The organism is Bradyrhizobium algeriense, assembly GCF_003062295.1.
GTDB lineage: Bacteria > Pseudomonadota > Alphaproteobacteria > Rhizobiales > Xanthobacteraceae > Bradyrhizobium > Bradyrhizobium algeriense.
In genome coordinates, this window is record NZ_PYCN01000001.1 from 608,709 (window position 1) to 629,990 (window position 21,282).

At 64.2% G+C, this 21,282-nt stretch carries 16 protein-coding genes; 2 read left to right on the plus strand and 14 right to left on the minus strand.

Features of this window, described 5'->3' with window-relative positions:
• Positions 1 to 31 precede the first annotated feature (31 nt).
• The 11 genes from C7G61_RS02905 to pcaF all read right to left on the minus strand — a co-directional run bounded on the left by C7G61_RS02905 (position 32) and on the right by pcaF (position 11,256).
• Positions 32 to 1,903, minus strand: coding sequence for a bifunctional sugar phosphate isomerase/epimerase/4-hydroxyphenylpyruvate dioxygenase family protein (locus C7G61_RS02905; protein WP_108512524.1), 1,872 nt, complete (start codon positions 1,901 to 1,903; stop codon positions 32 to 34).
• Entirely contained in the window at positions 1,900 to 2,640 is a 741-nt protein-coding gene (locus tag C7G61_RS02910; RefSeq protein ID WP_108512525.1) for an ABC transporter ATP-binding protein, read from the minus strand. The genes C7G61_RS02905 and C7G61_RS02910 overlap by 4 nt, the downstream gene beginning before the upstream one ends.
• Positions 2,641 to 2,651: 11 nt before the next feature.
• A complete protein-coding gene (locus C7G61_RS02915) occupies positions 2,652 to 3,395 on the minus strand; it encodes an ABC transporter ATP-binding protein (protein WP_108512526.1) in 744 nt (247 codons plus the stop codon).
• Positions 3,392 to 4,390 carry a branched-chain amino acid ABC transporter permease gene (locus C7G61_RS02920; protein WP_108512527.1) on the minus strand — a complete coding sequence of 333 codons (999 nt, stop codon included), beginning with the start codon at positions 4,388 to 4,390 and terminating at the stop codon, positions 3,392 to 3,394. Before C7G61_RS02920 ends, C7G61_RS02915 begins: the two co-directional genes overlap by 4 nt.
• Positions 4,387 to 5,262, minus strand: a complete 876-nt coding sequence (locus tag C7G61_RS02925) for a branched-chain amino acid ABC transporter permease (protein ID WP_108512528.1) — start codon at positions 5,260 to 5,262, stop codon at positions 4,387 to 4,389. The genes C7G61_RS02920 and C7G61_RS02925 overlap by 4 nt, the downstream gene beginning before the upstream one ends.
• Before the next feature lie 94 nt (positions 5,263 to 5,356).
• Positions 5,357 to 6,493, minus strand: coding sequence for an ABC transporter substrate-binding protein (locus C7G61_RS02930; protein WP_108512831.1), 1,137 nt, complete (start codon positions 6,491 to 6,493; stop codon positions 5,357 to 5,359).
• 107 nt (positions 6,494 to 6,600) lie between these two features.
• Positions 6,601 to 7,491 carry a shikimate dehydrogenase gene (locus C7G61_RS02935; RefSeq protein ID WP_108512529.1) on the minus strand — a complete coding sequence of 297 codons (891 nt, stop codon included), beginning with the start codon at positions 7,489 to 7,491 and terminating at the stop codon, positions 6,601 to 6,603.
• A 128-nt stretch (positions 7,492 to 7,619) separates the two neighbouring features.
• Positions 7,620 to 8,558 (minus strand): LysR family transcriptional regulator, encoded by a 939-nt coding sequence (locus C7G61_RS02940; protein WP_108512530.1) that lies wholly within the window; start codon positions 8,556 to 8,558, stop codon positions 7,620 to 7,622.
• Between the two features lie 48 nt (positions 8,559 to 8,606).
• Positions 8,607 to 9,209: a protocatechuate 3,4-dioxygenase subunit alpha gene (gene pcaG, locus C7G61_RS02945; RefSeq protein ID WP_108512531.1), complete on the minus strand. Its 603-nt coding sequence runs from the start codon at positions 9,207 to 9,209 to the stop codon at positions 8,607 to 8,609.
• Positions 9,210 to 9,911 (minus strand): protocatechuate 3,4-dioxygenase subunit beta, encoded by a 702-nt coding sequence (pcaH, locus tag C7G61_RS02950; protein ID WP_108512832.1) that lies wholly within the window; start codon positions 9,909 to 9,911, stop codon positions 9,210 to 9,212.
• Between the two features lie 136 nt (positions 9,912 to 10,047).
• Positions 10,048 to 11,256 carry a 3-oxoadipyl-CoA thiolase gene (pcaF, locus tag C7G61_RS02955; protein ID WP_108512532.1) on the minus strand — a complete coding sequence of 403 codons (1,209 nt, stop codon included), beginning with the start codon at positions 11,254 to 11,256 and terminating at the stop codon, positions 10,048 to 10,050.
• Between the two features lie 239 nt (positions 11,257 to 11,495).
• Between pcaF and mutS the strand changes: the two genes are divergently transcribed.
• On the plus strand, positions 11,496 to 14,231 hold the full coding sequence (gene mutS / locus C7G61_RS02960; protein ID WP_108512533.1) for a DNA mismatch repair protein MutS: 2,736 nt from the start codon (positions 11,496 to 11,498) through the stop codon (positions 14,229 to 14,231).
• A gap of 97 nt (positions 14,232 to 14,328) precedes the next feature.
• Here the strand turns inward: mutS and C7G61_RS02965 are convergent, their stop codons facing one another.
• The gene (locus C7G61_RS02965) at positions 14,329 to 15,123 is read right to left on the minus strand and encodes a hypothetical protein (RefSeq protein ID WP_108512534.1); all 795 of its coding nucleotides are present in this window, start codon (positions 15,121 to 15,123) and stop codon (positions 14,329 to 14,331) included.
• 142 nt (positions 15,124 to 15,265) lie between these two features.
• Complete coding sequence (locus C7G61_RS02970) at positions 15,266 to 15,775, minus strand: OsmC family protein (RefSeq protein WP_108512535.1); 510 nt, start codon at positions 15,773 to 15,775, stop codon at positions 15,266 to 15,268.
• A gap of 206 nt (positions 15,776 to 15,981) precedes the next feature.
• Between C7G61_RS02970 and C7G61_RS02975 the strand changes: the two genes are divergently transcribed.
• Positions 15,982 to 18,777, plus strand: a complete 2,796-nt coding sequence (locus C7G61_RS02975) for a [protein-PII] uridylyltransferase (protein WP_108512536.1) — start codon at positions 15,982 to 15,984, stop codon at positions 18,775 to 18,777.
• Between the two features lie 1,242 nt (positions 18,778 to 20,019).
• Here the strand turns inward: C7G61_RS02975 and C7G61_RS02985 are convergent.
• Positions 20,020 to 21,282: a DUF1501 domain-containing protein gene (locus tag C7G61_RS02985; protein WP_108512538.1), complete on the minus strand. Its 1,263-nt coding sequence runs from the start codon at positions 21,280 to 21,282 to the stop codon at positions 20,020 to 20,022.

Below are 21,282 nucleotides of genomic sequence, written 5' to 3' on the forward strand. Positions count from 1 at the left end.
GCTCCCCAGTCTTGTTTTCCAGTTCGAATAGTCATGCCTTGGGCATGGTCAGCGGCCGCGATTCCCGGGTCTGGGCCGCGAGCCTGATCGCGGCGTTGGCAGCGCCGAAGCCGTGATAGTCACGCCGCTCGACGATCTCGAAGAAGAACCGCTCGTCGAAGGCGTGGGTATAGACCTGGAAGAATTCGCCATCGCCTTCGCGGTCGTAGAGGATCTGGTTGTCGCGAAGCGCTGCCATCGTCGCGGCGTCGAGGCCGTATTTGGCTTCGATGTCGTCGTAGTAATTATCGGGAATTTTCAGGAAGTCCGCACCGCGCGAGCGCATGTCGGCAACCGCCGCGAAGATATCGCGGCAGGAGAACGCGACGTGTTGGACGCCGGAGCCGAAGAATTCATGGATGAAGCGGGCCGATAGCGTGCGCGTCGCAGACGAGCCGTTCAGGACCATGCGCAGGTTTTCGTTACCGTTGATCAGCGCCTGGCTCTGTACGAGGCCGACCGGATCGGCGATCTCCATCTGCGGCAGGCGCTCCAGATCGAGAATGCCGGTGTAGAACAACAGCCACGACAGCATCTCGTCATACGGCATCGACTGCGAGATGTGATCGACGGCATCGAGCCGATCGCTGGCCGCATCGCTGCGCAACGGCTCGAAATCGAGGTCCCAGTTCTTGCCGGCCTCCTCCAGGAAATACAGCAGGCTGCCGCCGACGCCGCGGATCGCGGGAATTTCGAGTTCGCCCGGCCCGACCGGCTGATAGAAAGTCCGCGCCTGCAACGCCTCCGCCCGCGCCATGGTGCTGGCGGCGTCATCGACGTCGACGGCGACGGCGCAGACGCCGGGGCCATGCGCGACAAAGTGCGAATGAGCGAAGCCATCAGGTTCGCAATTGATCACCAACTCGATATGGCCCTGGGACCAGCGTTCGACGTCCTTGCTGCGATGGGCGCCGGTCTTGCGAAAACCGAGTTGTCCGAACAGCACGGCTAGGTCACGGGCCTTTTCTTCGCTGAGAGCAAACTCAATGAAGCCGACACCGCGGCTGCGCGCTTTCGGCTGTAGTGACATGGCCGGCGCGCCCGACACCGCGCCGCGGACGTCGTCTTCAAGCAAGATCAGCGAGCGGAGCCCATCGGTCGCGGTGCGGACCGCGGAGCCTGCGCGAAACTGGTCGTTGAATATTTCCAGCGACAGCGGACCGGCATAGCCGGTGGCGAGCACGGCTTCCACGAACTGCGCGACCGGCAGATCGCCCTGTCCCGGGAAGCAGCGGAAGTGCCGGCTCCAGGACAGCACGTCAAGGCCGAGTTTTGGCGCGTCGGCCAGTTGCACCAGGAAGATCCTGTCGGCGGGGATCGATTGAATCGGCAGCGTCGGAAACGACGGCGCCAGCGCGTGAAAACTGTCGAGAATGATTCCGATCGATTTGTAATCGGCCCGCCGCACGATTTCCCAAGCGTCGCGGTAATCGTTGACGTGAAGCCCCCAGGCGAGCGCCTCATAGCCAACGCGCAGGCCTCGCGTGGCGGCGCGTTCGCCCAGTTCGCGGAAATCGGCGGCCGCACGGTCGATACCGCCGAGCGAGGCCGGCGAGATATTGCTGCAGATCAGCATCAAATCGGTCTGCAGTTCCTGCATCAGGTCGAACTTGCGCTCGGCGCGCGCAAAGTTGCGGGTGCGCTGCGACTCCGGCATGCCCTCGAAGTCGCGGAATGGCTGGAACGCGCAGATCGAAAGCCCGAGATCCCGGCACATCTGGCCGACGTCGCGCGGGCTGCCGCTGAACGACAGCAAATCGTTCTCGAATATCTCGACGGCATCGAAGCCGGCCGCGGCGATCGCGCGGAGCTTTTCATCAAGTGCGCCGCTGAGCGAAACGGTGGCGATCGAGCGCTTGTTCATGCGGCCGTCTCCGTCATGGCGCCGCCCAGGAACAATTGCCCGATGCGGGGATCGTTCAGCACGCGTTGCGCGGTGTCGACAAGCCGGGTCTGGCCGAGTTCGAGCACGATGCCGTAATCGGAAATCTCCAGCGCCGAACGGGCATTCTGTTCGATCATCAGGATCGACACGCCGCGGTCGCGCAAATCTTTCAGAATGTTGAAGGTCTGCTGCACCATCAGCGGAGACAGCCCGATCGAAGGCTCATCGATCAGCACCAGCTGCGGATTGAGCAGCAGGCCGCGGGCGACTTCGAGCTGCTTCTGCTCGCCGCCGGACAGCGTGGACGCCTGCTGCGCTGCCCTCTTGCGCAGCGCCGGGAACTTATCGAGCGCGGCTTCGATTCGGGCAGGCAGATCGGTGATGTCTTTGCCCGCGACGACGGCGCCGAGCTGGATGTTGTCCCGCACCGACAGTTCCGGAAAGATGTTGCGGCCCTGCGGCACATAGCAAATTCCCGAGGTGAGCAATTCGCGCTGGCTCAGCCCGGTGATGTCGCGCCCTTTGAATACGACCCTGCCTTCGCGCAGCTTCAAAAGGCCGAAGATCGCCTTGAACACGGTGGATTTTCCGGCACCGTTCGGGCCGATCACGGTGGTGATGGAGCCCGCGGGCACCGAGAAGGTGGTGCCGTTGAGGATCGTCATCTTGCCGTAGCCGCCGACGAGACCTTGAACCTCGAGGATAGGGTCGCTCATGGGCTGTTCCTCTAGTGGCCGAGATAGGCTTCGATGACGGCGGGATTGGCGCGCACTTCCGCCGGCGTGCCCATCGCCAGCAGCCTGCCTTCCGCCATCACCATGACGCGGGTACACAGCGACATCACGAATTCCATGTTGTGCTCGATCACGACAAAGGTGGCGCGCTTCTCGCGGTTGATCGCCGCCAGCCGTTCCTTGAGGTCGCCGAGCATGGTGAGGTTGACGCCGCCGGCAGGTTCATCGAGCAGCACCAGCCGCGGCCCGCCCATGAACGCCATCGCGGCATCAAGCAGCTTTTGCTGGCCATAGGACAGGCCGCCGGCGGCTTCGGTGGCGAGATGATCGAGCTTGAAGAAGCCGATCATCTGGTCGGCCGCCGCTGATAATCCGGCGTCAGAAGGACCGAGCAGCCGCGACATCATGTTGCCCTGATGTTCCTGCCCGGCGAGGATCAGGTTCTCGCGCACCGATAGTTTCGGGAACACCTGCAGAAGCTGGAAGGTGCGGCTGACGCCGAGACGATTCAATTCGGACGGCCGCAACCCGGTCACGACCTTGCCGTCGACCTTGACCTCGCCACCGGTCGGCGTGAGCTGACCGAGGATGCAGTTGAACAGCGTGGACTTGCCGCAACCGTTCGGGCCGATCAGGCCGAGGATCTCGCCCTCCTGCACGTCGAAGCTGACGCCATCGACGGCCTTGATGCCGCCGAAGCTCTTCTTGATGTCGCTGACTTCGAGGACTGCGGTCATGGCGCCGTCTCCAGCCGGGATTTGGCGACCGCGCGGAGCGCCGACGCCGCCTTGGTGCGGCGTTCGGCCAGATAGCGGTCGAGGATACCGAGGATGCCGGTCGGCGAATAGATCAGGAGCAGCATCACCGCGACCGCATACAGCATCAGGTAATAGCCGTGCGTGAAGCGCAGCCATTCCGGCAGGAGCACCGCGATCATGGCGCCGAGGAACGGCCCGAAGAAGAATCCGGAGCCGCCGACAATCACCATCATCAACAGATCGAGCGAGAGCGAAAGGTTGAAGGGAACGGGATCGATGTACTGCGTCAGCGGGGCATAGAGCGTACCGGCGACGCCGCCGAGCGCCGATCCGATCGCGAACGCCATCAGCGTATAGCGCCGCGTGTCGATGCCGAGGGAGAGCGCCCGCACCGGATTTTCGCGCAGCGCTACAAAGGCACGGCCCCAGGGCGAGCGGATCAGCCACCACATCGCCAACGATACGAGCGCAAGCGAGCCGAGGCAGAAATAATAGAACGGCAACGGGCGGTTGGTGGCGAAGCCCATAACATTGGGCCGCGGAATGTTGGAGATGCCGTAGATGCCCTTGGTGAGCCAGTCCTCGTTGCGGAACACCAGGAACGCCAGCGTCGAGAACGCCAGCGTCACGAAGGCAAGGTAGTGGTGCTGCACGCGCAGCGCCGGATAGCCCAGGATCCAGCCGATGGCGAAGCACAGCACGATGGCAACGCCAAGTGCTGCGATCAGCGGCATGCCCTGCGAGGTCATGATCGCCGCCGCATAGGCGCCGATGCCGACGAACGCGCCCTGCGCCAGCGAGACCTGGCCGGCGTAACCGAGCGTCAGATTGAGCCCCATCGCGGCGATCGTCATCACCGCCCACTGGCTCAGGATGTAGAGGCCATAGCGGTTGAAATTCATCGGCACGATAATCAGCGCCGCGATGACGGCGATGCCGACCGCGATGCGCAGATATTTTCCCGTTGCGGTCATACCGTGCGCTCCTCGGGCCGGCCGAGCAGGCCTTGCGGGCGGAACAGGATGATGACGATCAGGAGGATCAGAGGCACGGCGGCGCGGTACTGCGTCGATACATAGGCGGCGGCGAGATTGTCCACTACGCCAATCAAAAGCCCGCCAGCGATGGCGCCGCGCACCTGGTTGAAGCCGCCGACGATCGCCGCGATGAACGCGGCCTGCCCGAGTACTTCGCCGGAGGAGAATTTCGCCAGATAGATCGGCGTGATCAGCAGTGAGGCCAGCGCTACCAGAAACGCATTGATCAGGAAGGTGAACAGGATCATGCGTTCGACCGGCACGCCGATGATGCGGGCGACCGTCGGATTCTGCGCGGTCGCCTGCATCTGATGGCCGATCGAGGTGCGGTTCAGGAGCATGGTCAATCCGATCACCACCGCGATCGCGAGCGCGAGCACGCCGAGGCTCTGCAACGAGACCACCCGGCCAAGGATCGAGACATCACCGGCCGGCACGATGGAGGGGAATGGCGACGCCTCGGCGCTGAAGAACTGCTTCACCGCCTCTTTCATGCCGATCGCCAGCGCCATGGTCGCAATCGCCAGCGGCAGCACGCCGTGCCGCAGCATCGGATCGACCAGCAGCAGCTTGAAGCCGAGCCCGAGCAGCAGCAGCGACAGCAGGATGCCGAGGATGATAGCGAGCCAGAACGGCGCACCCGCATTCATCACCGCCAGCATCAGGAACGCCGGCAGCATCACGAATTCGCCCTGCGCGAAATTGATGGTTTGCGACGTCTGCCACAGCAGCGTGAAACCGACTGCGACGAGGGCATAGATCGCCCCGGTCGCAAGGCCCGCCACGAGCAGATCGAGCAGATTGGACATGCTCCTCCCCTCACCCGTCACATGCGGACGGCGTCAATCATTTTCACCATGCTGATCTCGGGGGCGCACGATCGCGCGCACGCCCCGTCGCGGCTCAGTTCAGTTTCGGCAGCACCTGCTTGACGACCTGCTTGCCGTCGACGATCTCGACCAGGAATCCCTGGCGATCGATGTCGCCCTTCTCGTCGAAGGTGACATCCATCAGGATGCCGGGCTCGCTCGCGGCCTTGATGGTGAGACCGTGCAGATTGTCGGCGAACTTTTTGGCGTCGACCTTGCCCATCTTCTCGGTGGTCGCCTTGATCATGTAGATCGCGAGGTAGCCCTTCAGCCCGTTATGATCGGGGACGTAATTGTACTTCTTGACGAACTTTTCCCGGAAGGCCTTGACCAGATCGACCGGCGCATCGGTGGTGAGGCCGACATGGCCGCGCGCGCCGTTGGCGGCATCGCCGGCGAGTTCGACGACCTTCTGGCCGACCAGCGTCGTCTCGCCCATCAACGGCACTGATATCGCCTGGCGCTTCAGCTCTTTGAGCATCCGCGCGCTCTCTTCCTCGTTGACATAGACGAACACCGCGTCCGGCGCGGCGGCCTTGATCTTGCTGACGTCGGCGGCAAAGTCGGCTTGACCGGCTTCCGTGGAAATGTCGGCGGCGACCTTGATGTTGTACTTGGCGAATTCCTTGGTGATGACGTCGCGGCCGCCTTTGCCGAAGTCGTTGTTGACCCAGACGATCGCGACCGATTTCGCCTTCAGCTCGTCGTTGATGTATTTGGCGACCTTCGGCATCGAAGATTGCTGGCCGAACGAGGTGCGGAACAGAAACTTGTTGCCGCCCTGCGTCAGTTCGGCGGCCTCGCCACCCATGATCTGGGTGATGCCGGCTTCGGCGGCGAGCGGCGAAGTGACCTTGACGGAGCCGGAATAGCCGGGTCCGAGCAGCACGTAGGGCTCGTTGTCGAGCGCCTTCTGCACCTGCGCGCGTGCGACGCCGGGATTCGACTGCGAATCCGCATGCGTGACTTCCAGCTTGCGGCCGAGCAGCCCACCCTTGGCGTTGATCTCCTCGATCGCAAGGTCGATGCCGTTTTTCCAGTTGTTGCCGACGGTGGCCCCGCCGCCGGACAGTTCGGCGACGTTGGCGAGCTTGATTGGCGCCCCTTGCGCGAACGCGGCTGCGGCCGACACGGTGGCAAGCAGGAGCCCAGCGAAAATTCGAGATCTCATTTCCATCCCCTCTTCTCGTTACAACAAGCGACCTTGTGACCGGTCGCGTTCTTTGATTTGAGCATGATCTTTTCGGAAAACCGGTGCCCACTTTTCCGGATCATGCTCTAAGCTGCGTTCACTTTAGCGTAGCGTTTGGCCATGACGGCGTCGAATGCATTTCCCATCTCGACGGCCGATGGCTTCAATCCCGTGAACAGTTCGAATGCGTCCGCGGCCTGATAGATCGCAAGCTCGCGCCCGGTCATGACCTCGGCACCCTCAGCCTTTGCGGCGTTCAACAGCGGCGTCCAGAGCGGCGTATAGACCGCGTCGGCGACCCACACGCCCTTATGCAGCAGAGCATCCGGGATGGGCGTGCCACGGTTCGGCAGCATGCCGACCGGCGAGCCGTTGACGACCCCGGTGGCGCCGCTCATCGCATCCTCGACGCTGCCGGCAACACTTGTTTTGCCGCGTTTCCCGATCTGGGCGGCGAGTTGCGTAGCCTTGGCGCGGTCGGTGTCGAAGATCCTGATCTCGGCGACACCAAGCCCGGCCAACGCAAAGGTAATCGCCTTGCCGACGCCGCCTGCGCCGATCACGGCAACCGAGCTCTGTGCGGGATCACGGACGAGCTCGGTGATCGCCCGGGCAAATCCTGTCGCGTCGGTGTTATGTCCGATCAGCCGGCCATCGCGGACCACGACGGTGTTGACCGCACCGATCGCCTGCGCACCCGGCGACAATTCATCGAGCAGGGAGACCACCGCCTCCTTGTACGGAAAGGTGACGTTGACGCCCGCAAAGCCCAGACGGCGCACGCCATCGAGCAGCAGCCGCAATTCTTCGCGGCCAGCGCCCGCGACTTCGATCAATTGGTAGTGGCAATGTGCGCCGAGCGCCTCTGCGGCCCACTCATGCATCGCCGGCGACGCCGAATGCGCGATCGGCGCGCCGATCAGGCCGGTGAGAAAGCGGCGATCGGCTGGAGCGAGCGGTCGGGCGGCAGGGCTCATGATCTCGTCATCGGCGCAATGCGCGTTGGCGGCAGCGGTCGGTTCGGGATAGGTCCCGATCCGCCCAGACGATAGCGCTTTGCCGACCTAACACAATTACCCATTTATGCCGTATAGATAACATCATGTTATTTCTTCCGCGGCCTGGAATCGGACTTCCGCGGCGCCGCCTTGCCCGGTCCCACCGCCCGCATTTCCGAGCGCAGGCATTCGATGAAATGCTCGATGTGAAGCGACAGCGGTGCACCGCGCTTCACCGCAATGTAGGTGTCGAACCTGGTCGGCTCGACGATTTTCAACAATTCGACACCGGGATAACCGCCATGAGCGACGGTGAACTGGTCGATCACGGCAATGCCTAGACCGGCCTTGACCAGCGCGCACACGGTGGTGCCGAAACGCGCGCGGATGGTGATGTCGTAGTCGAGTTTGTTGCGCGCAAATATCTCCGCCATGATCCTTCCATAGGGATCGTTGGGATCGATGCCGATCAGGGGATAGCGGATGATCTCCGCGGCCGAGACCTGCTTGCATCCGGCAAGTTCATGCCCCGCCGGCACGATGCAGAACAACTCGCCCGACGCCAGCGGCAGGAAGTCGAGGCCGGGATGCTCGAGCCGATAACTCATGGCGACGCAATCGCCACGTCCCAGCAGCAGATAATCGACGGCCTCCTCGATCTTGAGGATGTTGATGTCGATCCGCAGTTCCGGATAGCGGCGCCGCACCCGCTCGATCGCGCGCGGCACCATGACCTGCGAGATGCTGGGCACGGAGCCGATACGCAGTTCGGACAGATCGCCGCGTCCGATCTTGGAAATGATCTCGGAGAGATCATCCATCTTCTCGTAGACGCCGTTGATCTGCTCGAAGATGTTGCGGGCTTCCGCCGTCGGGAAATAGCGCCCGTTCTGGCGCTGGAAGAAGCGAACGCCCAGCGACTTCTCGGTGTATTTCACCAGCCGGCTGATGCCGGGCGCGGATACATTCAGAAGCCGCGCCGCGCCGCCGATCGTGCCGGTCACCATCACGGCGCGGATCACCTCGACCTGGCGAAGCGTCATCATGTGCGAAGTCTTGCCTCTCGCGTCGCCTCGGCTGCGATGTGAATGCAGCTACACGTCGAAGAACACCGTCTCTTTGTCGCCCTGCAGGTGGATGTTGAAACGATAGACGGCATTGCCGCCCGGCTGGCGCGTCGCGATCAGCGTGGCGCGGCGATCGGCCGGCACCAGCTCCAGTACGGGATCTGACGCGTTGGCGGCCTCGCCGTCGAAATAGATCCGCGAATAATTGTGCAGCAGCATGCCGCGCGCGAACACGGCGAGCACGATATGCGGCGCCTGCGGCTTGCCGTCGGGATCGGCGACGTGGCCCGGCTTGATGGTGTCGAAGGCATAACCACCCTTCGCATCGGTGCCGATGCGGCCGAATCCCTTGAACGATGAATTCGGCAGCGCCCGCTTGTCCTGCGGATCGGAGAACCGTCCCTGCGCATCCGCTTGCCAGATCTCCAGCATGCAGTCCGGCACGACCGCGCCGTCGCCATCGAACACCTGACCCTCGATGCGAATGCGTTCGCCCGACGTATCAGGCGTCACGAGGTTGTTGCTGAAGGCGTCGTTCCAGTCGTATTTGCCGTTCGAGGTCAGGCCGTAGGCGAAATAGGGGCCAACGGTCTGCGACGGGGTGAGGCCGTCTGGCTTGGTCTGTTGCACTTACTTTTTCTCCATCGGCGTGGCGTTGCGCCCGCGCAGCACAATGTTGAAACGGTAGCACAGCGCCCAATCCGGCTTGGTGTTCTCCAGATCGAACGCGGAAATCATCCGGTTGCGCGCCTTCTCGTCGGTCACCGAATTGAAGATCGGATCGAACGGGAACAGCGGATCACCTGGGAAATACATCTGCGTCACCAGACGCGACACGAACGAATGGCCGAACACCGAGAAGTGGATGTGGGCCGGCCGCCAGGCGTTGTGGTGATTGCCCCAGGGATAGGCGCCGGGCTTGATGGTGACGAAGCGATAATAGCCTTGCGCGTCCGACTGCGCACGGCCGGCACCGGTGAAATTCGGATCGAGCGGCGCGGGATGCTGGTCGACGACATGCACGTAACGGCCGCAGGCGTTGGCCTGCCAGAGTTCGACCAGCGCGTTCGGCACGCCGCGGCCGTCTTCGTCGAGCACATGGCCGTGCACGATGATGCGCTCGCCGAGCGGCTCGCCCTTGCCTTGAACGGTGAGGTCGTGATCGTTCTCGCGCACCGTCTCGTGGCCGTAGACCGGCCCGGTCAATTCCGACAGCGTGTGCCGCATCGGGATCAGCGGCTTGGAAGGTGAGCGCTTGATCGTGCTCTTGTAGGCGGGGGACAGCCGCGGCGGATGCGCCGCGAGACTTTGCACTGGATAGACCAATGTCATGACGAATTCCTCCCTCGCATCGCGCTCGCAGCGCAAAATTGCTTTGCAATTTTGTCGCTGAGCCGCGCCCGCCAGATCATTATATGACATAACTAATCCGGGAAAGGACTGTTTTTCACTCTCCCAATTAGCTGTTTTAATTAATCTTTTCGATCGCGACCGCAACGCCCTGACCGACGCCGACGCACATGGTTGCCAAGGCAAGCTTCCCGCCCCGCTTCTCCATGCCGTGCACCGCCGTCAACGCCAGCCGCGCGCCGCTCATGCCGAGCGGATGGCCGAGCGCGATCGCGCCGCCATGCGGGTTGACGAAGTCGGCGTCGTCCTTGACGCCCAGTTGCCGCAGACAGGCTATGCCCTGCGAGGCGAAGGCTTCATTGAGCTCGATCAAATCGAAGTCAGAGATCTTGATGCCGAGCCGCTCCATCAGTTTCTTCGTCGCCGGCACCGGGCCGATGCCCATGATGCGCGGCGGCACCGCAGCCGAGGCTAACCCAAGGATGCGCGCCCGCGGCGTCAGCCCGTGCTTCTTCACCGCAGCTTCCGACGCCAGGATCATCGCCGCCGCGCCGTCATTGACGCCCGACGCATTGCCCGCCGTCACCGTGCCGGGATTGCGCACGATCGGCTTCAATTTCGTCAGCCCCTCCAGCGTGGTCTCCGGACGCGGATGCTCGTCCTTATCGACCGTGATCGGCCCGGCCTTGCCGCCCGGCACCGACACCGGCGTGATTTCCTCGGCGAAATAGCCGGAAGCGATCGCAGCGCCTGCGCGCTGCTGCGAGCGGATCGCCATCGCATCCTGGTCGGTGCGCGAAACCTGGAATTCCTCGGCCACGTTCTCGCCAGTCTCCGGCATCGCATCGACGCCATATTGCGCCTTCATCAAGGGATTGATGAAGCGCCAGCCGATGGTGGTGTCGTAGATCTCGGCCGAGCGCGCGAACGCTTCCGGCGCCTTGCCTATCACGAACGGTGCGCGGGTCATCGACTCGACGCCGCCGGCAATCGCGAAATCGATCTCGCCGGCTCGGATCGCCCGGCCCGCGGCGCCGACGGCATCGAGACCCGACGCACAGAGACGGTTGAGGGTCTGGCCGGGAACCGATTCCGGAATGCCCGCCAGCAACAGCGCCATGCGCGCGACGTTGCGGTTGTCCTCGCCGGCCTGGTTGGCGCAGCCGAAAAACACCTCGTCCACCTGCGCCCAGTCGAGCCCGGGATGCTTCGCCATCAGAGCCTTGATCGGAACGGCGGCCAGATCGTCGGCGCGCACCTTGGCGAGCGAGCCGCCGAAACGGCCGATCGGGGTCCGGACGGCATCGCAAATGAACACATCACGCATTGAGTTTCTCCCTGAATACCGCGCTTTAGGCGTTGACCCGCTAGGCTTGATGGCGAGTTTTAGGAGCGCGCCCGCGACAGGTCAATTGAGGCGACGTTCCCGTATGATGCTTTCGCGGCAGGTCCGTCATGCCCTCAACGCTGGCGTGATGAGATGGAGAGCGCCGGGCGTGGAAAACTCTGACAACGCGGGTATGGGAATAGGACCGGACCGCGAAATTTTGTAGTTTGCCGCCCGTAATGACGATCCAGCAATCCATCCCCTCCCCCGCACCGCCCGAGGCCACGCCGGCACCTGATGCAAATTCGCGCGTCACGCCGATGATGGAACAATATTTGGAGATCAAGGCCGCCCATCCCGGGCTCCTACTGTTCTACCGGATGGGCGATTTCTACGAGCTGTTCTTCGAGGACGCCGAAATCGCCTCCAGAACGCTCGGTATCGTGCTGACCAAGCGCGGCAAGCATCAGGGCATGGATATCCCGATGTGCGGCGTGCCGGTGGAGCGCTCCGAGGACTATCTGCATCGGCTGATCAACGCCGGCCATAGGGTCGCGGTGTGTGAGCAGACCGAGAATCCCGCCGCGGCACGCGCCCGCGGCAACAAGAGCGTGGTGGCCCGCGGCGTGGTGCGGCTGGTGACGCCGGGCACGCTGACCGAAGACACGCTGCTGGATGCCCGCACCAACAATTACCTGCTGGCGATCGCGCGCGCGCGGGCCTCCTCCGGTGGCGACCGCATTGGCCTGGCCTGGATCGACATCTCCACGTCCGAATTCATGGTCACGGAATGCGCGACCGCGGAACTCGCGGCGACGCTGGCGCGGATCAATCCGAATGAGGTCATCGTCACCGACGCGCTCTATGGCGATCCTGATCTGGGCCCGCTGCTGCGCGAATTGCCGTCAGTAACGCCGCTCACCCGCGACGTCTTCGATGGCGCCACCGCCGAACGGCGGCTGTGCGACTATTTCGCGGTCGCGACGATGGATGGTTTGTCCGCGATGTCGCGGCTGGAGGCGACCGCGGCCGCCGCCGCCGTCACCTATATCGACCGCACGCAGGTCGGAAAGCGCCCGCCGCTGTCGCCGCCCTCGCGCGAGGCCGCCGGAACGACCATGGCGATCGATCCCGCTACCCGCGCCAATCTCGAATTGACCCGCACGCTGTCAGGCGAACGGCGCGGGTCGCTGCTCGATGCGATCGATTGCACGGTTACCGCCGCGGGCTCGCGGCTATTGGCGCAACGTCTCGCCGCGCCGCTCACGGACAGCGTAGGAATCGCACGGCGGCTGGACGCGATTACGGCATTTGTCGCCGATAGCGCGGCGCGTGACGATGTCAGGACCACGCTGCGCGCCGCGCCCGACATGTCGCGCGCGTTGGCGCGGCTGTCGGTCGGACGCGGCGGCCCGCGCGACCTTGCAGGCTTGCGCGATGGAATCCTTGCCGCCGACCAGGCACTGGCGCGGCTTGCGCAGCTCGAAGCGCCGCCATCGGAAGTCGTAGCCGTTATGGAGGCGCTACGCCGTCCCTCGCGCGACCTCGCGCGCGAGTTTGAACGCGCGCTCGCCGAGCAATTGCCGCTGATCAAGCGCGACGGCGGCTTCATCCGCGAAGGCTATGAGGCCGCGCTCGACGAGAGCCGAAATCTCCGCGACGCCTCCCGCCTCGTCGTCGCCGCGATGCAGGCCCGCTATGCCGACCTGACCTCCATCAAGGCGCTCAAGATCCGGCACAACAACGTGCTCGGCTATTTCGTCGAGGTTACCGCGCAGCACGGCGACAAGCTGATGGCGCCGCCGCTGAATGCGACCTTTATCCATCGCCAGACGCTGGCCGGCCAGGTTCGCTTTACGACGTCCGAACTCGGCGAGATCGAAGCCAAGATCGCCAATGCGGGCGACCGCGCGCTCAATCTGGAACTGGAGATTTTCGAGCGGCTTTGCGCGATGGCGCTGGCGGCCAGCGACGACCTGCGTGCCGCGGCGCATGCGTTCGCGCTGCTCGATGTCGCGACCGCGCTCGCAAAGCTGGCGGTCGATGACAATTATGTGCGACCCGAGGTCGATGGCTCGCTCGGCTTCGCCGTCGAGGGCGGCCGGCACCCCGTCGTCGAACAGGCGCTGAAGCGGGCCGGCCAGCCGTTCATCGCCAACGCCTGCGACCTGTCGCCTAGCCCCGCGCAAAAATCCGGCCAGATCTGGCTGATCACCGGCCCGAACATGGCGGGCAAATCGACCTTCCTGCGCCAGAATGCGCTGATCGCGCTGATGGCGCAGATCGGCTCCTATGTGCCGGCATCACGCGCCCGGATTGGCGTCGTCGATCGCCTGTTCTCCCGCGTCGGCGCGGCGGATGATCTCGCGCGTGGCCGCTCGACCTTCATGGTCGAGATGGTCGAGACCGCCGTCATCCTCAACCAGGCTAGCGAGCGCTCGCTGGTCATCCTCGATGAAATCGGCCGCGGCACCGCGACCTTCGACGGCCTGTCGATCGCATGGGCCGCGATCGAGCATCTGCATGAGGCCAACCGCTGCCGCGCGCTGTTCGCCACACATTATCACGAGCTGACCGCGCTCTCCGCCAAGCTGCCGCGGATGTTCAACGCCACCGTGCGCGTCAAGGAATGGCAGGGCGACGTCGTATTCCTGCACGAGGTGCTGCCGGGTTCGGCCGACCGTTCCTACGGCATCCAGGTCGCCAAACTCGCTGGCCTTCCGTCGGCGGTGATCACGCGCGCCAAGTCGGTGCTGGCGAAGCTCGAAGCGCAAGACCGCGGCCAGACGGCGCGTGCGCTGGCCGACGATTTGCCGCTGTTCGCCGTCCCCTCCCGTGCCGCCGCCGAACCCGCGCCGCCGAGCGAGGCCGAGCAGATGATGGAAGCCGTGAAGGCGCTGCATCCCGACGAGATGTCGCCGCGCGAGGCGCTGGAGGCGCTATATGCGCTGAAGGCGAAATTGCCGAAGGGGTAACGAGTCCGTAACTCGGATGGAGCGCAGCGCAATCCGGGAATCTCACCCGCGGATCGGCCGGCCCCGGATTGCGCTTCGCTCCTTCCGGGCTACGGCTTCACCGCGCCGCCTTCCTCCGCCCGAGCCACCACAGGCCGAGATTCCACGCCACACACGTCGCCAGCGCCAAGCTCAGCCCGATCGCCGAGCCGAACTGCAGTGCCGCAACATGCAGCACTGATATCGCGATGCCCAGGCCGATCAGGCCCCAGGCGCTGTTGGCGAGTACGGCCGCGGTCGGCGGGCCGCCGATGCGCGGGTGCAGGATCAGCATCATGGAGGTGAACACGACCGGGAACAGCGCGATCATGCCGCTGACCTTGGGTCCGACCCAGCTCGATGTGGTGACCACCGTCGCCACCAGCGTTGCGACCAGCGACGCCCGCAGCGGAATGTCGTACCAGCGGCGTTTGATCGGCGGCATCTTGGCGTGGCGGTAGCGGGCGAGCAGCGGCACGCAGATGGCGTAAGCGACGACATTGGCGATCAGGCCGCCGGCCAGCGACCATTGCACCGAACGGATGATGGCGGCGAGCGACAGCCACACGACCACCGCCGTGAAGCAACTAAGTAGCGCGCCATGACGCTGCGCCAGCACGACATAGGCCAGCCCGAGGAAGATCGTCGCGGCGTTGATCGGCAGACTTGCCAGCGCGCCCTCGGCGATGAAGGCCGCGTCATGATCGAGCGCGAGGAACACGTAGGAGGGCCCGGCCGAGATCGGCAGCGTTGCGATCAGCGCACCGATCACCGGGCCCGAACGCTCGGTGACGATGGAAGCGGTCACCACGAACGCCGCGGTGATCGCCATGCGCAGGCCGAGCGTCAGGATGAAGGCGAGTTCGGGGGACATGGTCTATCCGTCGTCCCTGCGAAAGCAGGGACCCATACGCCGCGGCTTATCGATTTTGGGAGGTGCGGGTTGATACTTCCCGCACCAATGGACTTCGGTGGTTATGGGTCCCTGCGTTCGCAGGGACGACACCGAGATTGCCTCACACCCGCTTCATCGACACCGACACCTTCGGGCCGTTCCTGATGGTCTGGTAGACCACGCAATAGCGCTCCGTCAGCTTGAGCAACAGGTCGAGCTTGTCCTGCGGCGCGTCGGTGCCGACCTCGAAGCGCAGGCGGATCTCCTCGAAGCCGACCGGAGCTTCCTTGTCGACGCCGAGCGTGCCGCGAAAATCCAGATCGCCTTCGGCAGTGACGTTGCCGCTTCTGAGCGGAACGTCAACGGCGGTGGCCACCGATTTGAGCGTCACACCGGCGCAAGCAACCAGCGCTTCCAGCAGCATGTCGCCGGAGCACAGTTCCAGACCGGAGCCGCCGGTGGCGGGGTGGAGGCCAGCGACCGCCAGCGCGCGGCCGGTCTCGACCTTGCAGGCGATGCCTTCATTGTCGATCGAGCCTTTGGCTTTGAGGGTGATGACGGCGGCCGAGGGATCGGACTTGTAACGTTCCTTGATCGGGGCCTGCATCGCGCGAAGTTCGGCGGCGTCCATTTTGTTCTCCCGACTTTGTTTGTGCACCGGATATAAAGCGCTATCGACGCGCTGTCATCCCGAGCCGCTGGTCATCCACACGCCGCGTCGGAAATCCACGTTTTTCCAACAGCTTATGGCTGGCATTCGCGGCCTCGGCAGCATAGCTTTGATCCGACCGTACAATCCACCGTGACAGCCTTTGTGCCGTCCGTTATCGGGTAGCCATGGACAGCATCGTGATTGAGGCCCCCTCGGGGGAAGATGAACGTTTCGATACCGCGCGGATCACCGCGGCGGTCGATGCGCTGGCCGAAAAACATGCCGGCCGCGAGGACGTGTTTCGCTCGGCGCTGGCGCAGCTCCTGAAGGCCGAGATGATCACGGCGCGCGCGACCGCGCAGGCCGTGCTGCTCAGGGATCGCCACGGCCGCCGCTGCGCGGAGCGGCTCTGCTTCATGCAGGACGAAATCATCCGCATCCTCTACTCGGCCGCCACGCGGCATCTCTATCGCTCGCATGTGCCCTCCGGCGCCGAGCGCATGGCGGTGGTCGCCACCGGCGGCTACGGCCGCGGCCTGATGGCACCCGAGTCCGACATCGATCTGCTGTTCATCCTGCCCTACAAGCAGACCGCCTGGGGCGAGCAGGTCGCGGAAGCCATTCTCTATTGCCTGTGGGACATGGGATTGAAGGTCGGCCACGCCACACGCTCGGTCGACGAATGCATCCGCCAGGCGCGCGGCGACATGACGATCCGCACCGCGATCCTGGAGACGCGGTTTTTGACCGGCGACCAGCCGCTCTATGACGAACTGGTCGCCCGCTTCGACAAGGACGTCGTGCAGGGCACTGCTTCCGAATTCGTCACCGCCAAGCTCGCCGAGCGCGAAGAACGCCACCGCCGCGCCGGGCAATCGCGCTATCTGGTCGAGCCCAACGTCAAGGACGGCAAGGGCGGCTTGCGCGACCTGCACACGCTGTTCTGGATCGCCAAATACGTCTACCGCGTGCGCGAGACCGGCGAACTGGTCGAGCGCGGCGTGTTCGACGCGCAGGAGTACCGCACCTTCCGCCGCTGCGCCGATTTCCTGTGGTCGGTGCGCTGCAATTTGCATTTCGTCTCGGGGCGCGCCGAAGAGCGGCTGTCGTTCGACATGCAGCGCGAGATCGCGGTCCGGCTCGGCTACACCTCGCATCCCGGTTTGCAGGATGTCGAACGCTTCATGAAGCACTACTTCCTGGTCGCCAAGGACGTCGGCGATCTGACCGCGATCCTGTGCGCCAAGCTGGAAGAGGAACAGGCCAAGCCCGCGCCGGTCTTGAGCCGCATGGTGGCGCGGTTGCGGCCGGGCACCAAGCGGCGGCGGGTGCCCGACAGCGACGACTTCATCATCGACAACAACCGCATCAACCTCGCCGCGCCTGACGTCTTCAAGCACGACCCGGTCAATCTGATCCGGATCTTCCAGCTGGCGCAGAAGAACAACCTCGCCTTCCATCCCGACGCGATGCGCACGGTGACGCGCTCGCTGAAGCTGGTGAACGCCCAGCTTCGCGAAAATCCGGAAGCCAACCGGCTGTTCATGGAGATCCTGACGTCCGATAACGCGGAGACCGTGCTGCGGCGCATGAACGAGACTGGCGTGCTCGGTCACTTCATCCGCGCCTTCGGCAAGATCGTGTCGATGATGCAGTTCAACATGTACCACCATTATACGGTGGACGAGCATCTGATCCGCTGCATAGGCCACCTGCAGGAGATCGAGCGCGGCGGCAATGACGAGTTCACGGTCGCGAGCGACCTGTTCCGCAAGATTCAACCCGAGCATCGCGCGGTGATCTACATCACCACGCTGTTGCACGACGTCGCCAAGGGCCGGCTCGAGGATCACTCGATCGCCGGCGCCAAGGTGGCGCGGCGATTGTGCCCGCGGCTCGGTTTCAGCACCGCCGATACCGAGCTGGTGGCATGGCTGATCGAGGAACATCTCACAATGTCCACGGTGGCGCAGTCGCGCGATCTCTCCGACCGCAAGACGATCGAGAATTTTGCTGCCGTCGTGCAATCCGTCGAGCAGATGAAACTTTTGACCATCCTGACCACCGCCGACATCAGGGGTGTCGGCCCCGGCGTGTGGAACGGCTGGAAGGCGCAGCTGCTGCGCACGCTGTATTATGAGACCGAGCCGGCGCTGACCGGCGGCTTCTCGGAAGTGAACCGCGCGCAGCGCATTGCGGTAGCGCAATCCGAATTCCGCGCCGCGTTCAACGAGTGGCCGGAAGCTGAACTCAACGCCTATATCGGGCGGCACTATCCCGCCTATTGGCTCAAGGTCGACCTGCAACGCAAGATCCGCCAGGCGCGCTTCATCCGCGCCAGCGAACAGGCCGGACATCAGCTCGCGATCAATGTCGGCTTCGACGAGGCGCGCGGCGTCACCGAACTGACGATTCTCGCGACCGACCATCCCTGGCTGCTGTCGATCATTGCGGGCGCCTGCGCGTCGGCCGGCGCCAATATCGTCGACGCGCAGATCTACACGACCACCGACGGCCGCGCGCTCGACACCATCGCGATATCAAGGGAATACGATCGCGACGAGGACGAGGGACGGCGCGCGACCCGCATCGGCGAGATGATCGAGCAGGTGCTGGAAGGCAAATTGCGGCTGCCCGAAGTGGTGGCCCGCAAGGCGGCCAACCGCGGCAAGGTGCGCGCGTTCGTGGTCGAGCCTGAAGTGACCATCAACAACCAGTGGTCGGACCGCTACACCGTGATCGAGGTCTCCGGCCTCGACCGCCCCGGTCTGCTGTATCAGCTGACGACCGCGATCTCGAAGCTCAACCTCAACATTGCGTCGGCCCATGTCGCGACCTTCGGCGAACGCGCCCGCGACGTGTTCTACGTCACCGACCTCCTGGGTGCCCAGATCAACGCGCCGACCCGGCAGGCCGCGATCAAGAGCGCGCTGATTCATCTGCTCGCCAGCGAAGACAACGTGGCGCAGCCGGCGGCGTGATGCGCTGTTGTTCGCGCGGCTACCCAACCGTCATTGCGAGCAGAGCGAAGCAATCCATAGCGCGGCAAGTGGAGAGGTGGATTGCTTCGCTTCGCTCGCAATGACGTGGATATAGTTTCGCGATCTCGCGGCGCATTGCGTCCGAGGTTTGCTATCAACTTCCCGCCCTCTTGTTCAGAGGGCGCAGGGAAGACCGGGTGCTTGCTGCACCCGCGGTCTCGCGTGCGATTTGCGCAAACAAAACTGCACACGAGCATACAGGGCAGCGGGAGCATTCCGGCCTTCCCTGCGCAATGGCTCTACGGCTTACTTCGAGCTCTCCCCGGTGAACGGCTTTCTTGCCACCGTCGCCCCACGAGGTAACTCGTGAAACTTAGCGCCAGCACCGCGGCGTCAGGACCACACGACTTCGCCGTACGCTTGAGCCACACACGTCAGTCGCAGCTCTTGCGTCCATCGCATCTCACCGCGCGTTCGTGACGATGGCCAACGCCCCTCATCTGCCGTGAGACGGGCGGAGTTATGCCGGTGATTTGGGTGAGAACGAAAGCGGAATATTTTTGCACGGAGGGCTGGACAGACTTTTGGTGATTTGCCCGACAAGTGGTTTTTGTCGCACCCCTTGCCTCCACATCGTCATTGCGAGCGAAGCGAAGCGTGCGCACCATAAGAGGCGTGATCGGCGATGGATGGTGGGCACGTCGCTAACGCGCCTTTGCCCACCCAACTCAATCTACGTCCGGGTCCGCGACGGACGGCCGCGCCACGGGACGATGCCTGCGATAGCGCAGCGCATCGATCAGCAGCGAGAGAACGGACGACCGCTGACGGCGCGCCGGGTAAGGCAGGTGGTCGTGCGCCAACGACCCGCGCGTTACTTCATGGTCGTCGTCGCAGGTTTTCGGCGCGAAGGCGAGGAAGGGGCCGCCGAGATCTGAATGATGGAACGGGCTTCGCGGTGGGCGTCGCATCGGTCGTCAACCTTGTGCAGGAGGCGCGCGAGCTCGTTGCGATAGAGCCTCGTCCAGCTGCCATTCAAGCTGGTGAGGAATTCGAGCTCGCGGCCTGTGAATATCGACATAGGAAGCGCCGGGATACGGAAGCAGGAGACATCGAACCAATTTTTGCGCGAGGCCGTTACAGCTTCTGCATTCCGGCGAAGTGCCTGCCGCTGTAGGGGCCGACATAAACCCCGCTCTGCGGGGGGATGATGACCAGTGACTTCATGGTAGACCTCCTTGATTAGCCAACGAGACCGGCAATCGGCGCGATTCCGATGCTGTCGGGAAACACGGTGCTTGCGAGCGCACGCTCGTCGACTCTCAAGTGATCGCGGAGCAGGCCCTTGAGCACCGCGCGCAGATCGGTGGTGGGTTTGAGGTCGCGTTCCTCATAGAGCTGGGCTTGCTTCAGTCCCGGCCAGTCGGCGACCACGCGCCCGCCCCGCAAAGCGCCGCCGGCAAGAACCGCCACGGTGCCGGTGCCGTGGTCGGTTCCGTTGGTGCCATTGATACGCGCGGTGCGTCCGAACTCGGTGATGACGGCGACCACCGTCTCGCGCCAGGCGTCGCCCATATTGGTCTCGATGGCCGCCAGCGCGCCGTCGAGCGCACCCAGGAGGTTGGCGAGCTGACCGGAGGCCGCGCCCTCGTTGATATGGGTGTCCCAGCCGATGAAGCCGACCGCGCCGACCCGCGGGCCGTCGGGCTTGGCGAGAAAGCGGGCCGCAGTGCCGGCAGCTTCCGCAAAATAGGCCCGTACCCCGGCGATGCCGGGAACAGCAAGAGCAGCACTGTCGACCATCGCAGCATCCGATGGTCCGGTAGCGCCGAGCGCAGCCAGACGAATCCTTGCTTCGAGCGCGGCCGCCAGCTTCGGGTCGGTGTGTTTATAGAGATCGAGCAGCCGGGCCTGGGTGTCTTCGTTGGCCGGCAATAGCTTTTGCGGCACCCATGACAGCACCGGCGCGCGACCGCGGACCACCAGCGGCGTCACGGAGCCCACACCAAGGACACGGCTGCCGCGCGGATCGATCCGGCCATCCGACGCCAGTTCGACAAGTGCACGGTTGAGCCAGCCGGTGTCGACAGCGCCCGGCCGCGCGAGGCCGCTTTCGAGAACGTCCTGGCCGTCAAAATGCGAGCGCTCGCGATAGGGCGTTGCGGTGGCGTGCACGATGGTCGCTTGCTGCGCCTTGTAGAGCCGGTACAGGTTCGGCATCGCGGGATTGAGCGCGAAGAAGCTGTCGAGCGGCAATGCCGGCGGCTTGCCGTCGAGCACGAGCGCGCGGTCGCCGCGCAGGCCGATCCAGGCGGGATCGCCGACCGGCGCGACTGCACCGAGACCATCGAGCGCGCCCCGCAGCACAATGACGAGCATGCGCGGATCGCGGCCCTCGGCGCGTGCGAGCTTCGGCATCTGGCTCCACGCGAACAGGCTGCCGGCGCCGATCAGCGCTTCGCGGCGAGTTGGCAGATGACTTGGCAGATGGCGGCGAAAGGTCAT